Annotated in this window: 22 protein-coding genes; 13 read left to right on the top strand and 9 right to left on the bottom strand. The window is 53.2% G+C overall.

Annotated features, from left to right (window positions below; translation table 11 throughout):
* Nucleotides 1-64 precede the first annotated feature (64 nt).
* The 4 genes from speB to FDX04_RS24615 all read right to left on the bottom strand — a co-directional run bounded on the left by speB (nt 65) and on the right by FDX04_RS24615 (nt 3,473).
* Nucleotides 65-985 carry an agmatinase gene (gene speB, locus FDX04_RS14070; RefSeq protein ID WP_137360726.1) on the bottom strand — a complete coding sequence of 307 codons (921 nt, stop codon included), beginning with the start codon at nt 983-985 and terminating at the stop codon, nt 65-67.
* A 142-nt stretch (nt 986-1,127) separates the two neighbouring features.
* Nucleotides 1,128-3,104, bottom strand: a complete 1,977-nt coding sequence (gene speA / locus FDX04_RS14065) for a biosynthetic arginine decarboxylase (protein WP_072014782.1) — start codon at nt 3,102-3,104, stop codon at nt 1,128-1,130.
* Between the two features lie 8 nt (nt 3,105-3,112).
* Nucleotides 3,113-3,244: an acid stress response protein YqgB gene (gene yqgB, locus FDX04_RS14060; protein ID WP_137360737.1), complete on the bottom strand. Its 132-nt coding sequence runs from the start codon at nt 3,242-3,244 to the stop codon at nt 3,113-3,115.
* Between the two features lie 91 nt (nt 3,245-3,335).
* Nucleotides 3,336-3,473, bottom strand: a complete 138-nt coding sequence (locus FDX04_RS24615) for a hypothetical protein (RefSeq protein ID WP_286364578.1) — start codon at nt 3,471-3,473, stop codon at nt 3,336-3,338.
* A 419-nt stretch (nt 3,474-3,892) separates the two neighbouring features.
* Between FDX04_RS24615 and metK the strand changes: the two genes are divergently transcribed.
* The 8 genes from metK to ruvX all read left to right on the top strand — a co-directional run bounded on the left by metK (nt 3,893) and on the right by ruvX (nt 11,076).
* Nucleotides 3,893-5,047, top strand: coding sequence for a methionine adenosyltransferase (gene metK / locus FDX04_RS14055; RefSeq protein ID WP_006686850.1), 1,155 nt, complete (start codon nt 3,893-3,895; stop codon nt 5,045-5,047).
* Nucleotides 5,048-5,446: 399 nt separating this feature from the next.
* Nucleotides 5,447-6,841: a galactose/proton symporter gene (galP, locus tag FDX04_RS14050; RefSeq protein WP_003027074.1), complete on the top strand. Its 1,395-nt coding sequence runs from the start codon at nt 5,447-5,449 to the stop codon at nt 6,839-6,841.
* Nucleotides 6,842-6,919: 78 nt separating this feature from the next.
* Nucleotides 6,920-7,417 (top strand): SprT family zinc-dependent metalloprotease, encoded by a 498-nt coding sequence (locus tag FDX04_RS14045; RefSeq protein ID WP_137371091.1) that lies wholly within the window; start codon nt 6,920-6,922, stop codon nt 7,415-7,417.
* Nucleotides 7,418-7,511: 94 nt separating this feature from the next.
* Nucleotides 7,512-8,219, top strand: a complete 708-nt coding sequence (endA, locus tag FDX04_RS14040) for a deoxyribonuclease I (RefSeq protein ID WP_042310937.1) — start codon at nt 7,512-7,514, stop codon at nt 8,217-8,219.
* 74 nt (nt 8,220-8,293) lie between these two features.
* Complete coding sequence (gene rsmE, locus FDX04_RS14035; RefSeq protein WP_042310938.1) at nt 8,294-9,025, top strand: 16S rRNA (uracil(1498)-N(3))-methyltransferase; 732 nt, start codon at nt 8,294-8,296, stop codon at nt 9,023-9,025.
* A 12-nt stretch (nt 9,026-9,037) separates the two neighbouring features.
* Nucleotides 9,038-9,985: a glutathione synthase gene (gshB, locus tag FDX04_RS14030; RefSeq protein ID WP_038633598.1), complete on the top strand. Its 948-nt coding sequence runs from the start codon at nt 9,038-9,040 to the stop codon at nt 9,983-9,985.
* A 111-nt stretch (nt 9,986-10,096) separates the two neighbouring features.
* Complete coding sequence (locus tag FDX04_RS14025; RefSeq protein ID WP_032940453.1) at nt 10,097-10,660, top strand: YqgE/AlgH family protein; 564 nt, start codon at nt 10,097-10,099, stop codon at nt 10,658-10,660.
* Nucleotides 10,660-11,076, top strand: coding sequence for a Holliday junction resolvase RuvX (gene ruvX, locus FDX04_RS14020; protein ID WP_038633601.1), 417 nt, complete (start codon nt 10,660-10,662; stop codon nt 11,074-11,076). Before FDX04_RS14025 ends, ruvX begins: the two co-directional genes overlap by 1 nt.
* Here the strand turns inward: ruvX and FDX04_RS14015 are convergent.
* Nucleotides 11,073-12,053, bottom strand: coding sequence for a type IV pilus twitching motility protein PilT (locus FDX04_RS14015; protein ID WP_137371090.1), 981 nt, complete (start codon nt 12,051-12,053; stop codon nt 11,073-11,075). The two genes, ruvX and FDX04_RS14015, sit on opposite strands and share 4 nt — an antisense overlap.
* 17 nt (nt 12,054-12,070) lie before the next feature.
* On the opposite strand from FDX04_RS14015, the gene FDX04_RS14010 reads away from it, so the two are divergent.
* From FDX04_RS14010 to hemW, 5 genes are read left to right on the top strand one after another with little or no spacing between them, the layout of a single operon-like run.
* The gene (locus FDX04_RS14010) at nt 12,071-12,775 is read left to right on the top strand and encodes a YggS family pyridoxal phosphate-dependent enzyme (RefSeq protein ID WP_061382437.1); all 705 of its coding nucleotides are present in this window, start codon (nt 12,071-12,073) and stop codon (nt 12,773-12,775) included.
* Nucleotides 12,776-12,793: 18 nt separating this feature from the next.
* Nucleotides 12,794-13,360, top strand: coding sequence for a YggT family protein (locus FDX04_RS14005; RefSeq protein ID WP_038633609.1), 567 nt, complete (start codon nt 12,794-12,796; stop codon nt 13,358-13,360).
* On the top strand, nt 13,357-13,647 hold the full coding sequence (gene yggU, locus FDX04_RS14000; protein ID WP_042310947.1) for a DUF167 family protein YggU: 291 nt from the start codon (nt 13,357-13,359) through the stop codon (nt 13,645-13,647). Before FDX04_RS14005 ends, yggU begins: the two co-directional genes overlap by 4 nt.
* Nucleotides 13,648-13,654: 7 nt before the next feature.
* Nucleotides 13,655-14,248, top strand: a complete 594-nt coding sequence (locus FDX04_RS13995) for an XTP/dITP diphosphatase (RefSeq protein ID WP_038633614.1) — start codon at nt 13,655-13,657, stop codon at nt 14,246-14,248.
* Entirely contained in the window at nt 14,241-15,377 is a 1,137-nt protein-coding gene (hemW, locus tag FDX04_RS13990; RefSeq protein WP_137360729.1) for a radical SAM family heme chaperone HemW, read from the top strand. Before FDX04_RS13995 ends, hemW begins: the two co-directional genes overlap by 8 nt.
* 116 nt (nt 15,378-15,493) lie before the next feature.
* On the opposite strand, the gene ansB is transcribed toward hemW, so the two are convergent.
* The 4 genes from ansB to trmB all read right to left on the bottom strand — a co-directional run bounded on the left by ansB (nt 15,494) and on the right by trmB (nt 18,543).
* Nucleotides 15,494-16,540 (bottom strand): L-asparaginase 2, encoded by a 1,047-nt coding sequence (gene ansB / locus FDX04_RS13985; RefSeq protein ID WP_137371089.1) that lies wholly within the window; start codon nt 16,538-16,540, stop codon nt 15,494-15,496.
* A gap of 188 nt (nt 16,541-16,728) precedes the next feature.
* Nucleotides 16,729-17,448 (bottom strand): DUF2884 domain-containing protein, encoded by a 720-nt coding sequence (locus tag FDX04_RS13980; RefSeq protein WP_137371088.1) that lies wholly within the window; start codon nt 17,446-17,448, stop codon nt 16,729-16,731.
* Between the two features lie 49 nt (nt 17,449-17,497).
* Nucleotides 17,498-17,824, bottom strand: coding sequence for a YggL family protein (locus tag FDX04_RS13975; RefSeq protein WP_006686835.1), 327 nt, complete (start codon nt 17,822-17,824; stop codon nt 17,498-17,500).
* Nucleotides 17,824-18,543, bottom strand: coding sequence for a tRNA (guanosine(46)-N7)-methyltransferase TrmB (trmB, locus tag FDX04_RS13970; RefSeq protein WP_061382440.1), 720 nt, complete (start codon nt 18,541-18,543; stop codon nt 17,824-17,826). The genes FDX04_RS13975 and trmB overlap by 1 nt, the downstream gene beginning before the upstream one ends.
* Between the last annotated feature and the right edge of the window lie 139 nt (nt 18,544-18,682).

Genomic DNA, 18,682 nt, shown 5'->3' with positions numbered 1-18,682 from the left:
GGCATGAATATTGCCTGGCTTTGATTTTTCAGCCCAACGGCTGGTTAACCCTACTTATAGCCCGTTACTCGCTTTTTTTCGCAGCCTGAATATACAGCATTTCTAACGCTAACGTTGCCGCCGCCAGTGCGGTGATCTCAGACTGATCGTAAGCCGGCGCCACTTCTACCACGTCCATACCCACGATATTCAGATCCTTCAGACCCCGTACCAGCTTGATCGCGCGATCGGAGGTCAGGCCGCCGATCACCGGCGTGCCGGTCCCTGGCGCAAACGCAGGATCCAGGCAGTCGATATCAAAGGTCAGGTACACCGGCATATCGCCGACGATCTGCTTAACCTGGGCGATGATGTCGTCCACGCTGCGATCGTTCACCTGGCAGGCGTCCAGCACGGTGAAACCATTGTCTTTATCGAACTCGGTACGGATACCAATCTGCACCGAGTGGTTCGGGTCGATCAGCCCTTCGTTCGGCGCAGTATAGAACATGGTGCCGTGGTCGAATTCGCAACCGTTAGCGTAGGTATCAGTGTGGGCATCGAAATGTACCAACGCCATTTTACCAAAGTGCTTAGCGTGCGCGCGCAGCAGCGGTAACGTGACGAAGTGGTCGCCACCAAAGGAGAGCATACGCTTACCCGCAGAAAGGAGTTTCTCTGCGTGTGCCTGCAGTTTCTCACTCATTTCACGGGCATCACCGAAAGCATAAACCAGATCGCCGCAGTCCACGACGTTCAGGCGCTCGCGCATATCGAAGTTCCACGGGAAGCGGTTATGCTCCCACGCCAGGTTAGTGGATACCTGACGGATCGCCGCCGGACCATGACGGCCGCCAGCACGACCGGAAGTCGCCATATCAAACGGCACGCCAGTAATCACCCAATCGGCGTCGCTGTCGTAGGGCATGAAATTCATCGGCAGACGCAAAAAACCAAAGGCGTTAGAAACCAGGGAGTTGTCGTATTGATGACCTAAGGTGCTCATGTACTGACCTCTTTAAAAATCGATGAAAAAAAATCCCCTCCGCGTCGTTAAGCCCGACGAGGAAGGGATTGATTTACGTGACTACTTGTTTTGGCGAATTATCGCCGTTAATTTGTACGGATTCAAGCGAACCCGCACAGCTTTACTCGTCTTCCAGATAGGTGTATCCGTACAGACCCGCTTCAAATTCTTCGAGGAACTGTTGTTGCAGCTCGGCGTCCAGATCGGTGTTTTTCACCTGATCACGGAACTGCGTCAGCAGCGTTTTCGGATCCAACTGCACGTACTGCAGCATATCCGCCACGGTATCACCTTCGTCAGACAATTCCACTTCCACGCTGCCATCAGGGAAGACAAACACGTCGACCGCTTCGGTATCGCCGAACAGGTTGTGCATGTTGCCGAGGATCTCCTGATACGCGCCAACCATAAAGAAGCCCAGCATCGGCGGGTTCTCCGGGTCGTATTCCGGCATCGGCATAGTGGTAGCAATACCATCCCCGTCAACGTAATGGTCGATAGCGCCATCAGAGTCACAGGTAATATCCAGCAGCACCGCGCGGCGCTCAGGCGCCTGGTTCAGCCCTTCCAGCGGCAGCACCGGGAACAGTTGATCGATCCCCCACGCATCCGGCATTGACTGGAACAGTGAGAAGTTGACGTAAATCTTATCCGCCATCCGCTCCTGCAGCTCGTCGATAATCGGGCGGTGCGCGCGGTTGCTCGGATCGAGTTGTTTTTGCACATTATGGCACATGTTCAGATAGAGCTGCTCCGCCCACGCGCGTTCCTGCAGACTAAAGGTGCCAGAGGAGTAGCCAACGTGAATATCGTGCAGGTCCATCTGGCTGTCGTGCAGCCATTCACGCAGCGAACGGCGCGTGCCCGGCTCGTGCATCTCTTGCCAGGTTTCCCACATGCTTTGCAGGGAGCGCGGCGCGTTGTCTGCCGGAGGCGTCGCTTCGGTAATTTCGCTACGCTCAACGCCAATGATATTGGAAACCAGCACGGTATGGTGCGCGGTAACGGCACGACCCGATTCAGTGATCACCGTCGGGTGCGGCAGACCATGTTCTTCACAAGCGTCGCCAATCGCCCAGATAATGTTGTTGGCGTATTCGTTCAGGCCGTAATTTACGGAGCAGTCGGATTGCGAACGGGTACCTTCATAGTCCACGCCCAGGCCGCCGCCCACGTCGAAGCACTGAATATTCACGCCCAGCTTGTGCAGCTCGACGTAGAAACGGGCCGACTCACGCACACCGGTGGCGATATCGCGAATGTTCGCCATCTGCGAGCCGAGGTGGAAGTGCAGCAGTTGAATGCTGTCCAGACGGCCGCGCTCGCGCAGAATTTCTACCAGTTGCAGTACCTGGTTTGCCGCCAGGCCGAATTTGGATTTTTCACCACCGGAGGACTGCCACTTGCCGGAACCCTGCGACGCCAGACGCGCACGCACGCCCAGACGCGGAACGACATTCAGGCGTTCAGCTTCATCCAGCACGATGGCGATTTCAGACATCTTCTCGATAACCAGATAGACCTTATGGCCCATCTTCTCGCCAATCAGCGCCAGACGGATGTATTCACGGTCTTTATAGCCGTTACAGACGATCACGCTACGGGTCATTCCGGCATGGGCCAGAACGGCCATCAGTTCAGCCTTGGAACCCGCTTCCAGTCCCAGCGGTTCGCCGGAGTGGATCAGTGATTCAATCACACGACGGTGTTGGTTAACCTTGATCGGGTAAACGAGGAAATAGTCACCGTTGTAGCCGTAGGATTCACGGGCGCGTTTGAACGCGGCGTTAATCGAACGCAGTCGGTGTTGCAGGATCTGCGGGAAGCAGAACAATGCAGGCAGACGCTGGCCCTGCGCTTCACGGGCTTTCACCAACTCAGCAAGGTCAACGCGCGCTTCTGGTACGTCCGGATCCGGGCACACGCTGATGTGACCCAGTTCATTGACGTCATAGTAGTTATTACCCCACCAGGCAATATTGTAAGTACGCAGCATCTTGCTGGCTTCCTCGGAACTCATTGCAACCTCCTGCATGGAGCGTAGTACACCGTGTTCGCCTGCTGACGAAGGCGAACCCAAAGAAATGTCGTCAGACATAGCGAACCTCAAATTTTATTAACAAGTGTAAAACAGTTGACTACTATCGCAATCCAAAGACGCGATAACAACCCAAATACAGGCAGAATTTCCAGCAGATAGTGCTGATGCTCCGACTGTGCGACCGGTTTCTTTTTCATATCATTGTAAACACGTAACCGAACGTACTGCTGACGGTTCGGCGAAACCACGAGAAAACTCTTGTTTACCAAGAGCGCCCTTGTTCAGTTCTTAGTGACCGTTACCGGCTCTTGAGTCCTGAGAAGCGCCGAGATGGGTATAACATCGGCAGGTATGCAAGATGCAGATTGCGAGGGACATATGTACACCAGAACGGTGCGACAGATTCAGCAGAATACAACGGTTCATTATCTCGTATCACCTCCACGGTTGCTCCTTACGGAACGAACCCACAAGCCAAAGCTAAAGTTTTAACCCGGCTGGAAGTGGCAACACGATGAAAATGTCGTGTGCTTTTTGTATGAGCCGCGCGCCGCGTTTTATACCGATAAGAAAGTCAAAAAGCAAAAGATAAATACGCACATTGCCAGCACCGTCAGGAAAAATTTCCAGTTACATTTTCAGTACAATGAGACCTTACTCAAAAAAAGCTGGAAATCAGGCGAAGAACTGTCCTAAAATAGCCGTCCAGATGTTAATCCATCTATACCGATTAACACTCAGACTGCCAGTGTCCGTCATCTGCAGACTCATGGTAGAATCTTCTACACATGGCTATCCCACTCGACAGTTTGAGCTAACCAAATTCTCCTTAGGTGAAATTAAATATGGCAAAACACCTTTTTACGTCCGAGTCCGTATCAGAAGGGCATCCTGACAAAATCGCTGACCAAATCTCTGATGCCGTGCTGGATGCAATCCTGGAACAGGATCCGAAAGCACGCGTTGCCTGCGAAACCTACGTCAAAACCGGTATGGTTTTAGTTGGCGGTGAGATCACCACCAGCGCATGGGTCGATATCGAAGAGATCACCCGTAACACGGTGCGCGAAATTGGCTATGTGCATTCCGACATGGGTTTTGACGCCAACTCTTGTGCGGTACTGAGCGCAATTGGTAAACAGTCTCCGGACATCAACCAGGGCGTTGACCGTGCCGATCCGCTGGAACAGGGCGCGGGCGACCAGGGCCTGATGTTTGGCTATGCCACCAACGAAACCGACGTGCTGATGCCAGCGCCAATTACCTATGCTCACCGTCTGGTGCAGCGTCAGGCTGAAGTGCGTAAAAACGGCACCTTATCCTGGCTGCGTCCGGATGCAAAAAGCCAGGTCACCTTCCAGTATGACGACGGCAAAATCGTCGGTATTGATGCGGTTGTTCTGTCAACTCAGCACTCTGAAGATATCGACCAGAAATCGCTGCAAGAAGCCGTTATGGAAGAGATCATCAAACCGGTGCTGCCGACTGAATGGCTGAATGCTTCGACCAAATTCTTCATCAACCCAACCGGTCGTTTCGTTATCGGCGGCCCAATGGGCGATTGCGGTCTGACGGGTCGTAAGATTATCGTTGATACCTACGGTGGCATGGCTCGTCACGGTGGCGGCGCATTCTCTGGTAAGGATCCGTCTAAAGTTGACCGTTCCGCAGCCTATGCGGCGCGCTACGTCGCGAAAAACATCGTTGCCGCTGGTCTGGCTGACCGTTGTGAGATTCAGGTTTCCTACGCCATCGGCGTGGCTGAACCGACCTCTATCATGGTTGAAACGTTCGGTACCGAAAAAGTGCCTTCAGAACAGCTGACCCTGCTGGTGCGTGAGTTCTTTGACCTGCGCCCGTATGGTCTGATTCAGATGCTGGATCTGTTGCACCCAATCTACAAAGAAACCGCAGCCTATGGTCACTTTGGTCGCGAACATTTCCCTTGGGAAAAAACCGACAAAGCGCAACTGCTGCGTGACGCTGCCGGGCTGAAGTAATTCACCCACGACTGAACGCGTATACTTCCTAAGACCAGCCCCGGCTGGTCTTTTTTTATGCCCATCTTCTCTTCCCCATTCCCATAACGGCCTGGCAATCCTCTTTTCGAACGAAAATGAAAGCGATTACATTAAGCAGTATTTAAGCCCACTTTGAATTAACATCTCCTGGCCATCTCTTGTGCATCATTGTTACATTATCTTTCAGTATTGTCTTAATTTCAGGCAACCAGCTTTATCGCATTCTTATAAAAAACGTTATTTTTCAATCGAATAAATAATAAACACCATGGATACCAGTGTAAGCGATTACACTAATGTGATGTAATTCGCATTTTTTTACCCCGCACTCACCTACCCTTAACATCAACAAAACTAGCTACCCAACCGGAGGGCATCATGCCTGACAATAAAAAAACGGGGCGTTCCAACAAAGCCATGACATTTTTTGTCTGCTTTCTTGCAGCCCTGGCTGGATTACTTTTTGGCCTGGATATCGGTGTTATTGCCGGTGCTTTACCGTTCATCACCGACGAGTTTCAAATTACCCCGCACACTCAGGAATGGGTGGTGAGCTCAATGATGTTTGGTGCGGCTGTAGGCGCTGTTGGCAGCGGCTGGCTCTCCTTCAAACTGGGGCGTAAAAAGAGCCTGATGATTGGCGCAATCCTGTTTGTTGCCGGTTCACTGTTCTCCGCCGCCGCGCCAAACGTTGAAGTGCTGCTGGTTTCCCGCGTGCTGCTGGGCCTGGCCGTTGGTGTTGCGTCTTATACTGCGCCGCTGTACCTGTCCGAAATCGCACCGGAAAAAATCCGTGGCAGTATGATCTCGATGTATCAGTTGATGATCACCATCGGGATCCTCGGCGCTTACCTCTCCGATACCGCATTCAGTTATAGCGGCGCATGGCGCTGGATGCTGGGCGTAATCATTATCCCTGCTCTGTTACTGCTGGTTGGCGTTATCTTCCTGCCGGACAGCCCACGTTGGTTTGCAGCTAAACGTCGTTTTGTCGATGCCGAGCGCGTTCTGTTGCGTCTGCGTGATACCAGCGCCGAGGCCAAACGCGAGCTGGATGAAATTCGTGAGAGTCTGCAGGTTAAACAAAGTGGCTGGGCGCTGTTTAAAGAAAACAGCAACTTCCGTCGCGCAGTGTTCCTTGGCGTGCTGTTACAGGTGATGCAGCAGTTCACCGGGATGAACGTCATTATGTATTACGCGCCAAAAATCTTTGAACTGGCAGGTTATACCAACACCACCGAGCAGATGTGGGGAACGGTTATCGTTGGCCTGACCAACGTACTGGCAACCTTTATCGCCATTGGCCTGGTTGACCGCTGGGGCCGTAAACCTACGCTGATTCTTGGCTTTATCGTCATGGCGGTGGGTATGGGCGTGCTGGGCACTATGATGCATGTGGGTATCCACTCCGCTGCCGCCCAGTACTTTGCCGTGCTGATGCTGCTGATGTTTATCGTTGGCTTCGCGATGAGCGCCGGTCCGCTGATTTGGGTGCTGTGTTCTGAAATTCAGCCGCTGAAAGGCCGCGATTTCGGCATCACCTGCTCTACCGCAACCAACTGGATTGCTAACATGATCGTTGGCGCAACCTTCCTGACGATGCTGAACTCGCTGGGCAGCGCTAACACCTTCTGGGTCTACGGCGGTCTGAACGTACTGTTCATCTTCCTGACTCTGTGGCTAATCCCGGAAACGAAAAACGTCTCTCTGGAACACATTGAACGTAACCTGATGAAAGGTCGTAAACTGCGCGAAATTGGCGCACACGACTAATCACTCAAAGCTTCCTCCCCGGGCGGGAGGAAGCCTTCCTCTTGCAGTCCCTTCCCTGTCGCACTATCCTCTGGCGTTATGAAAACCTCCCGACTTCCCATCGCCATCCAGCAAGCCGTTATGCGCAGCCTGCGGGAAAAACTCGCCCAGGCCAATCTCAAGCTGGAATGTTATTACCCGGAGCCAAAGCTTGTTTACCAACAGCGCGGAACCGCCGCAGGTACGGCGTGGCTACAAACTTACGAAATCCGCCTAAACCCGGTGTTGCTGATGGAAAACGTCGATGCGTTCGTTAACGAAGTGGTCCCCCATGAACTAGCACATTTGCTGGTGTGGAAGCACTTTGGCCGCGTCCCGCCGCACGGAAAAGAGTGGAAATGGATGATGGAGAGTGTGCTGGGCGTCCCGGCCCGACGCACGCATCAGTTTGAACTGCAATCCGTGCAGCGTAAAACCTTTGCTTACCGCTGTAAGTGCCAGGAACATCACTTGACCGTTCGCCGCCATAACCGTGTTGTTCGCGGTGAAGCCACCTACCGCTGCGTCCATTGCGGCGAACCACTGGTTGCAGAATAATATTCAGAATTATCAGGAACCTTTCTGATCTAGCTGATTGCATACAAGAACAACTTTCGCTACGTTGCGGGCTCGTTTTGACACGGAGTTCGTGATGTACCGTAATCTTTCTTTTGCCGCGGCCATGTTAGCCGCTGCGTTTTCTGGCCCGGTGTTAGCCGAAGGTATCAACAGTTTTTCTCAGGCGAAAGCAGCAGGCGTCAAAGTTAACGCCGATGCGCCGGGCGATTTCTACTGTGGTTGCAAAATTAACTGGCAAGGTAAAAAAGGGGTCGTTGACCTTGAATCCTGCGGCTATAAAGTGCGAAAAAACGAAAACCGCGCCAGTCGTATCGAATGGGAGCACGTTGTTCCCGCCTGGCAGTTTGGCCATCAGCGCCAGTGCTGGCAGGACGGAGGGCGTAAAAACTGCGCCAAAGATCCGGTCTATCGCCAGATGGAAAGCGATATGCATAACCTGCAGCCTGCAGTGGGTGAAGTGAATGGCGATCGCGCAAACTTTATGTACAGCCAGTGGAACGGTGGTGAAGGACAGTATGGACAGTGCGCCATGAAGGTTGATTTCAAAGAGAAAGTTGCCGAGCCGCCAGCCCGCGCCCGCGGCGCTATCGCACGCACCTATTTTTACATGCGTGACCAGTACGACCTGACGCTCTCCCGCCAACAAACCCAGCTTTTTAATGCCTGGAACAAGCAATATCCGGTCACCGACTGGGAGTGTGAGCGTGACGAACGCATTGCGAAGGTACAGGGGAACCATAACCCCTATGTGCAACGCGCTTGCCAGGCGCAAAAGAGCTAACCTACACTAGCGGCAATATTTTTAACCATGCCCTGGCCTTTCGCAGTCCAGGGCCATGACGCGGATGTTTAACTATGCGCATTCCTCGCATTTATCACCCTGAGCCACTCGTTTCCGGCAGCCAAATTTCACTGTGTGAAGATGCCGCCAACCATATCGGCCGTGTGCTGCGTATGGGACCTGGCCAGGCGCTACAGCTGTTTGACGGTAGCAACCAGGTGTTTGACGCCGAAATCACTCACGCAAGCAAGAAAAGCGTGGACGTGAAGGTGCTTAACGCCGAACTCGACGATCGTGAATCGCCGTTGCACATCCACCTGGGCCAGGTGATGTCGCGCGGCGAAAAAATGGAATTTACTATCCAGAAATCGATCGAACTGGGTGTAAGCCTCATTACGCCACTTTTTTCTGAGCGCTGCGGCGTTAAACTGGATAGTGAACGCCTGAACAAAAAGCTCCAGCAGTGGCAGAAAATCGCCATTGCCGCCTGCGAACAGTGCGGTCGTAACCGGGTGCCTGAAATTCGCCCGGCAATGGATCTGGAAGCATGGTGCGCGGAACAGGACGAAGGGTTGAAACTGAACCTGCATCCTCGCGCCAGCGCCAGCATCAATACGCTGCCGCTGCCGGTAGAGCGCATCCGCTTGCTGATTGGCCCGGAGGGTGGACTGTCGGCAGATGAAATTGCCATGACCGCACGTTATCAGTTTACTGATATTCTGTTAGGACCTCGCGTTCTGCGTACTGAGACAACTGCGCTCACCGCCATTACCGCGCTACAGGTGCGTTTTGGCGATCTGGGCTAACGGAGAAGAACAATGATCAAGCTCGGCATCGTGATGGATCCCATCGCAAGCATCAACATCAAGAAGGATTCCAGCTTCGCAATGCTGCTGGAAGCACAACGTCGTGGTTACGAAATTCACTATATGGAGATGGCCGATCTTTATCTGATCAACGGTGAAGCCCGCGCCCGTACGCGGACCCTGAGCGTAGAGCAGAACTACGACAAATGGTATGAGTTCAAGGGTGAGCAGGATCTCCCGCTGGCCGATCTGGACGTGATTCTGATGCGTAAGGATCCGCCATTTGATACCGAGTTCATTTACGCGACCTATATTCTGGAACGCGCAGAAGAAAAAGGGACGTTAATCGTCAACAAACCGCAGAGCCTGCGCGATTGCAACGAAAAACTGTTCACCGCATGGTTTGCCGACCTGACGCCAGAAACGCTAGTCACACGTAACAAAGCGCAGCTGAAAGCCTTCTGGCAAAAACATAGCGACATCATTCTCAAGCCGCTGGACGGCATGGGCGGCGCGTCTATTTTCCGCGTGAAAGAAGGTGACCCGAACCTCGGAGTCATTGCCGAAACGCTGACCGAACATGGTACCCGCTACTGCATGGCGCAGAACTATTTGCCAGCGATTAAAGACGGCGACAAACGCGTACTGGTTGTGGATGGCGAACCCGTTCCGTACTGCCTGGCGCGTATTCCGCAGGGTGGTGAAACCCGTGGCAACCTGGCCGCCGGTGGCCGTGGCGAGCCGCGTCCATTAACCGACAGCGACTGGGAAATTGCCCGCCGCATTGGGCCAACGCTGAAAGCGAAGGGATTAATTTTTGTCGGTCTGGATATCATTGGCGATCGCCTGACGGAAATTAACGTCACCAGTCCAACCTGTATTCGTGAGATTGAAGCAGAATTCCCGGTTTCGATTACCGGTATGTTGATGGATGCCATTGAGGCACGTTTGCAAAAATAAAAGAACTCGCCGGTAGAAGGGATCCTACCAATACTCATAGTGACAGCGCTCGTATTTGTACGCATACTGGGCGCTGTTGCTTTTTTGAACCAGGAAACAGAACCTCTGACAATGAATTTACAGCATCACTTTCTTATTGCCATGCCTGCTCTCCAGGATCCGATTTTCCGCCGTTCCGTGGTGTATATCTGTGAACACAATGAGAACGGAGCAATGGGGATTATCATCAATAAGCCTCTGGAAAACTTACAAATTGAAGGGATTCTGGAAAAGCTGAAAATTACCCCTGAAGCGCGCGATCCGGCTATTCGTCTGGATAAACCGGTGATGCTCGGCGGACCGCTGGCGGAAGACCGTGGATTTATTCTGCATACCCCGCCGTCACGCTTTGCATCCAGTATCCGCATTTCAGATAACACCATCATCACCACCTCCCGCGATGTATTAGAAACCTTAGGTACGCAGGAGCAACCCTCTGAGGTGCTGGTTGCGTTAGGCTATTCATCATGGGAAAAAGGCCAGCTGGAACAAGAACTGCTGGATAACGCCTGGCTTACGGCCCCCGCCGATCTCAACATCTTGTTTAAAACGCCGATTGCCGACCGCTGGCGTGATGCGGCAAAACTTATCGGGATAGATATTCTTACCATGCCTGGCGTGGCGGGACATGCCTGATGAGCGGAACATTACTCTCTTTCGACTTTGGTACAAAAAGCATTGGCGTCGCAATTGGTCAGCGCATTACCGGTACCGCGAGACCCTTGCCCGCGATCAAAGCACAGGACGGTACGCCGGACTGGAATCTGATTGAACGTCTGCTGAAAGAATGGCAGCCGGACGAAATCATTGTCGGCTTACCGCTCAATATGGATGGCACCGAACAACCCCTTACCGCACGCGCACGCAAGTTTGCTAACCGTATTCATGGTCGTTTTGGCGTTACCGTGACGTTGCATGATGAGCGTTTGAGCACCGTCGAAGCCCGTTCCGGTCTGTTTGAGCAAGGCGGGTACCGGGCACTGAATAAAGGTAAAGTGGACTCCGCTTCTGCCGTTATTATACTCGAAAGCTATTTCGAGCAGGGCTACTAAAGCCGTCCCTGCGCCTGGCGCTGCTGCTGGCTCTGCGTAAACGTCTGCATGCCTGTCTGTTGCCCGGTTTGCATTATGCCGGGTAGCTGATGCGTTTTCCCTTCACGGATCAGGTTACCGACAGCGGGCGTGTTGACGAGCAGTTCGAATAGCGCCACGCGCCCTCCCTGCTTATCTTGTTCCAGCTTTTGCGCAAGCACTGCCCGCAGGCTGTCTGCCAGCTGATTACGCACCGGATCTTTCTCCTGTGCAGGAAAGGTATCCACCAGCCGCGCAATGGCCTGCGCCGCCCCTCGCGTGTGTAATGTTGCCAGCACCAGATGCCCGGTTTCCGCAGCCGTTAACGCCAGACGAATGGTTTCCACGTCGCGCAGCTCGCCCAGCAGAATGACGTCAGGATCTTCGCGCAGCGCGCCGCGCAAACCGGCGGCGAAAGAAGCGCAGTGTACGCCCACCTCCCGTTGTTGAATAAGACAACGCTGGCTGGTGTAGCGATATTCAATGGGATCTTCCAGCGTCAAAATATGTCCCGCAACGTGCTGGTTAAGATATGCCACCATCGCCGCCAGGGTCGTTGATTTACCGCTGCCGGTAGCACCGGTCACCAGAATTAATCCATTTTCACTGTGCAGTAGCTCAGGTAAGGCGGCGGGAGTCTGGAGATCATCTAAACATGGGCAATCAAGCGGCAACAGCCTTAGCGCCAGAGAGATTCCCTGCTGATGAACAAATGCGCTCGCGCGCAGACGCCGTGAGTTCGTCAGCGTAATGGCAAAATCCAGCTGCCCCTGTTTCTGCCACTGTACCTGTTGTTGATCGCTGAGCCAGCACATCAGCAACGTCTCTACGTCAGGCGCAGTAAACGGTGCGATTTCGACTTTTCCGCGTATGCGCCACCGCGCAGGCCATGCATTGCACAGGTGTAGATCCGACACGTTATGCTTTACACTAAGGGCCACTATTTCTTCCATATTCATATGAACATCCTCGGAAAATGAACGATATCGCGCATAACCTGGCACATGTCCGGGACAAAATCTCAGCCGCTGCGACGCGTTGCGGGCGGTCTTCAGAAGAAGTTACATTGCTTGCAGTCAGTAAAACCAAACCTGCGAGCGCCATCGAAGAAGCCATTACCGCAGGGCAGCGTGCCTTCGGTGAAAACTATGTGCAGGAAGGGGTGGATAAAATCCGCTATTTCCAGGAACAAGGCGTCAACGATCTGCAGTGGCACTTTATCGGCCCGCTGCAGTCCAACAAAAGCCGTCTGGTCGCTGAACATTTTGACTGGTGTCATACCATTGATCGTCTGCGCATCGCCACCCGTCTGAGCGAGCAGCGCCCGGCAGAACTGCCGCCGCTGAATGTGCTGATCCAAATTAATATCAGCGATGAGAACAGTAAGTCAGGAATTCTGCTTTCAGAGCTTGATGCACTGGCCGCTGAAGTCGCCGCATTGCCGCGTATTAACCTGCGTGGTCTGATGGCAATTCCGGCGCCTGAGTCAGATTATGTAAGGCAGTTTGAAGTTGCACAGCAAATGGCTGTAGCATTTACCGGGTTGAAAACACGCTACCCAGGCATCGACACCCTCTCACTGGGGATGTCTGATGATATGGATGCCGCAATTGCGGCGGGTAGCACGATGGTGCGCATTGGCACCGCCATTTTTGGTGCTCGTGATTACACTAAAAAATAAGGAAAACTAAGGAACACCATGAATACGTTGACCTTCCTGCTCTCAACGGTAATTGAGCTGTATACCATGGCGCTGCTGCTACGCGTGTGGATGCAATGGTCTCGCTGCGATTTTTACAACCCGTTCTCGCAGTTTATAGTGAAAATCACTCAGCCTGTTATTGGGCCGTTACGCCGTGTGATTCCCCCGATGGGGCCGATTGACAGCGCCTCGGCATTAGTTGCGCTCGTTCTCAGCTTTATCAAGGCAATCGTGCTGTTTAAGGTGGTCACGTTCCAGCCGATTATCTGGATCGCCGCCGTACTGATTGTCCTCAAGACCATCGGGCTGCTGATTTTCTGGGTACTGCTGGTGATGGCAATTATGAGCTGGGTCAGCCAGGGCCGTAGCCCTGTGGAATATGTACTGATCCAACTGGCAGACCCGCTGCTGCGTCCTATCCGTCGTATACTCCCGGGCATGGGCGGCATCGATTTCTCGCCGATGATTCTGGTTCTGCTGCTCTATGTGATTAACATGGGTATCGCGGAAGTGTTACAGGCGACAGGCAATATGCTGCTGCCGGGGCTGTGGATGGCGCTATGAGTGCCGTTACACCCTGCGACGACGGTCTGGTTTTACGGCTCTACATTCAGCCTAAAGCCAGCCGTGACAGTATTGTGGGTTTACATGGCGACGAAGTTAAAGTCGCCATTACCGCCCCGCCGGTGGATGGGCAAGCGAATAGCCATCTGGTGAAGTTTCTCGGCAAACAGTTCCGTGTGGCAAAGAGCCAGGTCATCATTGAGAAGGGCGAGCTTGGCCGTCACAAACAGGTTAAAATCATTCATCCGCAACAGATCCCGCCCGAAATTGCGGCGCTAACTGATTAGGTATCCCATGCAAAAAGTTGTCCTCGCGACCGGCAATGCCGGTAAAGTGCGTGAACTCGCCTCTCTTCTGAGTGATTTCGGTCTTGATGTCGTTGCCCAAACGGATCTGGGTGTTGATTCTGCAGAAGAGACCGGGCTGACGTTTATTGAGAATGCCATTCTGAAGGCGCGTCATGCAGCGCAAATTACCGGACTGCCGGCCATTGCTGATGACTCCGGTCTGGCGGTGAACGCCCTTGGCGGCGCGCCAGGCATCTATTCGGCCCGCTATTCCGGCGAAGATGCGACCGATAGGCAGAACCTGGAAAAACTGCTTCATACCCTGCAGGATGTTCCTGATGACAAGCGCCAGGCACAGTTCCACTGCGTGCTGGTGTATATGCGCCACGCAGACGATCCAACACCGGTAGTGTGCCACGGAAGCTGGCCGGGTATTATTACCCGTGAACCTGCCGGAAACGGTGGCTTTGGCTACGACCCGATATTCTTTGTGCCGACTGAAGGGAAAACGGCGGCTGAACTGACCCGTGAAGAGAAAAGTGCGATTTCTCACCGCGGACAGGCGCTGAAGCTGCTGCTGGATGCCCTGCGTAATGGTTAAGCTTCCGCCGCTAAGTCTTTATATTCACATCCCGTGGTGCGTGCAAAAATGCCCGTACTGCGACTTCAACTCGCATGCGCTGAAGGGCGACGTCCCTCATGACGACTATGTGCAGCATCTGCTGAGCGATCTGGATACTGAGGTGGCCCACGCCCAGGGACGTGAAGTAAAGACCATTTTTATCGGTGGTGGTACGCCGAGCCTGCTTTCTGGCCCGGCAATGCAAACGCTGCTCGACGGCGTGCGCGCACGTCTGAACCTGGCCGCGGATGCAGAAATCACGATGGAGGCGAATCCTGGTACGGTGGAAGCCGATCGCTTCGTTGATTATCAACGCGCAGGCGTAAACCGAATCTCCATTGGCGTACAGAGCTTTAGCGCCGCCAAACTTAAGCGTCTGGGACGTATTCACGGGCCGGAAGAAGCCAAACGTGCAGCACACCTGGCGAGCGGTCTGGGGCTACGTAGCTTTAATCTCGATCTGATGCACGGCCTGCCGGATCAGTCGCTGGAAGAAGCGTTGAGCGATTTGCAGCAGGCCATCGCGCTCAACCCGCCGCATCTTTCCTGGTATCAGTTGACCATCGAACCCAACACGCTATTTGGTTCACGTCCGCCGGTTCTACCGGACGATGACGCACTGTGGGATATTTTTGAGCAAGGCCACCAGTTGTTGACTGCAGCGGGGTATCAGCAGTACGAAACCTCAGCCTATGCGAAGCCGGGCTATCAGTGTCAGCACAATCTCAATTACTGGCGTTTTGGCGACTATCTTGGCATTGGCTGTGGCGCGCACGGCAAAGTTACGTTCCCGGACGGACGCATTTTGCGCACCACCAAAACGCGGCATCCACGCGGATACATGCAAGGACGTTACCAGGAAAGCCAGCGTGATGTTGCCGAAGCCGACAAGCCGTTCGAGTTCTTTATGAATCGTTTCCGGTTACTGGAGGCCGCGCCGCGTGCAGAATTCACGCAATACACTGGGCTTGCCGAAGACGTTATTCGTCGACAGATTGATGCAGCTATCGCCCAGGGTTACCTGAGTGAATGCGATGAATACTGGCAGATTACCCAACACGGTAAGCTGTTTTTGAATTCGCTGCTGGAGCTGTTTCTGGCGGAGTAATACGGTAACGATGTAGGCCGGATAAGGCCTTGAGCCGCCATCCGGCAAATTGCCTGATGGCGCTGCGCTTATCAGGCCTACAGGGTTAGGGCGATAAGCGCAGCCACCTGCATCGATTAATACTGATTAAACATTTCCTGGATCTGCTTAGGATCCTTGGTTTGCGTCAGCGCAAGCTGCAGCAGAACACGCGCTTTTTGCGGGTTCAGAGAACCTGAAGCCACAAAGCCGTATTTCGCATCATCAACTTCAGCATCCTGCGTGGTGGATCCCGTTGGCACACGGGATGAACGCACGACAACGGTACCTTTATGCGCGGCAGTGGCCAGCGTATCGAATACCGTTTTATACAAGTTGCCGTTACCTACACCCGCACTGACGATACCCGCATAACCCGCGTCGACCAGCGCTTTGGCTGGCAGATCCGAGGCGTTAGCGTAGTTGTAAACAATCCCCACTTTCGGCAGTTCGGTCAGCTTAGAAACATCGAACGGAGTAGACGTGGTGTGCTTACGCGCAGGCGTACGCTGGTAGTCAATCTTGCCGTTATGGATGTAGCCCAGCGGGCCATAGTTAACGGATTTGAAGGTGGCCACATCGGTAGTGTTGGTTTTGGTCACGTCGCGACCATCCATCACGGTGTCGTTCATCACCACCAGCACGCCACGGTTGGCAGAGGCTTTGTCTGCAGCCGTCACCACTGCGTTATACAGGTTGAACGGACCATCGGCGCTCATCCCTGTAGACGGACGCATTGCGCCAACCAGCACTACCGGCTTGTTGCACTTGACGGTCAGGTCGAGGAAATAGGCGGTTTCTTCCATGGTATCCGTACCATGTGTCACCACGAAACCGTCGGTTTTATCACACTCGGTGTTAATCTTTTTCGCCAGCGTTAACCAGACGTCGTCATTCATATCCTGAGAGCCGATGTTCACCACCTGCTCGCCTTTAACAACCGCGATGTCTTTCAACTGAGGTACGGCTTCAACCAGATTCTCTACGCCTACCTTGCCTGCCGTGTAGTTAGATTTTGTCGCGGAATCACCACCGCCGGCAATGGTCCCGCCGGTTGCTAAAATAGTGATGTTTGGCAGTGCAAGCGCCGCGCCGCTGAAACCCATAATCAGTGCGGCAAGTGCCGTTTTCTTGAAAAACTCCATGTTATTTCTCCAGTTACTTGAATTTGCAGCATTATGTCTATCTTACAGATGAATAATGTGACGGCATCCAATTAACCAGATTTATATCTCCATCAAATTGCCATTCTTAGAGATGGATATCAAAAAAACAGAAAGATACAAAATAAAACGGCACAAAATGTTTCTGTGCCGTTAAAAAGAGGTGAAAATTATTTCAGCGTGCTAACCAGCGTTTTACGATCGTTTTCCAGCGTCACGACGCGGGCGCAAACATCTTTGCCAAACTGCTGGAAGTCTTGTTCCTGATTCTTCCATTCGTTCTGAATTGACGTTTGCAAACCACCGAGGCTCCCGAGCACGCCCTGCAGCGGGTTACCGCCGCCTTTGAGCACAGCTTTAGCGCCCATCTCGTTGATGCTGTCCTGCAAAATGCCGCCCATCGCCTGATTCACTAATTGCTGCCCGTCGGCGCGGACCTGGTCAATCGCCTTATAGTGGAAGGTCAGCCCATCAGTACGATGTTCGATGATGCGGTTCATCTGCGCTTTCAATTGCGCATCCAGCTTGGTTAAGCGGCCACGCATGTTGCTGCTTTCACCGACCTCTTTGGCGATGATTTTGTCCAGCGCCACGCGACCTTTCTCTACGCGCGTTCTGGCACCTTCGTCAATCCACGGCAGGCTGCTACGCAACGCCGCCTGATAATCTTTAGCCTGCTCACGCTGTGCGGCGTTGAGGTTGTACTGCTTACCGTTAAAGGTGACATCACCGGTCTGGGTAATGACCAGATCGCCGTTTTCGCCTTTTACCTGCACCGTTTGTGGGCTCAAAATCACATCGTCACGTGGGGTGACGCTGCACTTGTAATCGGCATGTGCGGCCATCGCCGTGAACGTGAGGACTGCCGCCAGCAGCGTTTTGCGCATCATATCTTTCCCTCAATACAAATCGGGCCGGCATTTGCCGACCCTGTGCTACTTAGTCCCACCAAATATCGAAAAGTTCGCTGGTACGCACTTCTTCAAGTTTGTGCTCTTCCAGCCACTTACGCACGATAGCCTGATGTTCTTCGGTGCATTTGCCGATTTCCTGCAGACAGATCAGACCTTCCCAGGCCAGATAGCCGCTGCCGTCAAAGGCCAGTTTGTTCGGTTCGATAACCTCATTGATAAAGTCATCAACGATTTTATCGACCTGCTCTCCAGATGTACCTTCCGGGAAACGCCATGCAACCGAAAATCCTATTTCCTGGAATTCGTCGATGTGCATTTTTTTACGCAGACGACGGCTACGGTTCTTTGCCATTATTTCACCCTCTCGAACATTAAGTCCCATACGCCGTGGCCAAGACGATGACCACGTTGTTCAAATTTGGTTACCGGGCGCGATTGTGGGCGCGGTACATAATCGTTACTCTCTGACTGGTTTTTATACCCGTCAATCGAGGACATCACTTCCAGCATGTGCTCCGCATACGCTTCCCAGTCGGTTGCCATATGGAACACACCGCCCAGCTTCAGCTTACTTAAGATATGCTCAGCAAACGGTACCTGAACGATACGGCGTTTATTATGACGTGCTTTATGCCATGGGTCAGGGAAAAACAGCTGAACCATAGATAAAGAATTGTCAGGAATCATTTTATGCAGGACTTCAACGGCATCATGGCACATGACGCGCAGGTTCTCGACGCCCTCTTCATGGGCGGAAGCCAGACACGCGCCAACGCCCGGCGAGTGTACCTCAATGCCGAGGAAATTTTGTTCCGGACGCTCTTTCGCCATTGCTACCAAAGACGCTCCCATACCGAAACCGATTTCCAGCGTGACTGGCGCATCGCGACCAAACAGTGCAGCGAAATCCACAGGCTCTTCGCTGAACTCAACGCCCATCACCGGCCAGTAGTTTTCCAGCGCGTGTTCCTGCCCTTTCGTCAGTCGCCCCTGGCGACGAACAAAACTACGAATCCGGCGCAGCGGGCGGCCGTTTTCATCAAATTCCGGTGAAATGACGTCGTTCTTCATAAAAGTTTAGTCTGCTGTGTTTGAGTTCTGAAAACGGGCATTATCCAAAGTTAGTTGCCGGATGCAAGTAAAGGAAGAAAGTGAGCAGCGGAAAGTTCCGGTTTACACCCCGTTGCCGCTGTGCTGCAATCTTGCCCCC

Origin of the sequence: Citrobacter sp. wls615 (genome assembly GCF_005281355.1) — a bacterium.
Classification (GTDB): Bacteria; Pseudomonadota; Gammaproteobacteria; order Enterobacterales; family Enterobacteriaceae; genus Citrobacter; species Citrobacter werkmanii.
The sequence above is the reverse complement of the archived record's forward strand: the minus strand, read 5'-3'. Positions and strand labels throughout refer to the sequence as shown.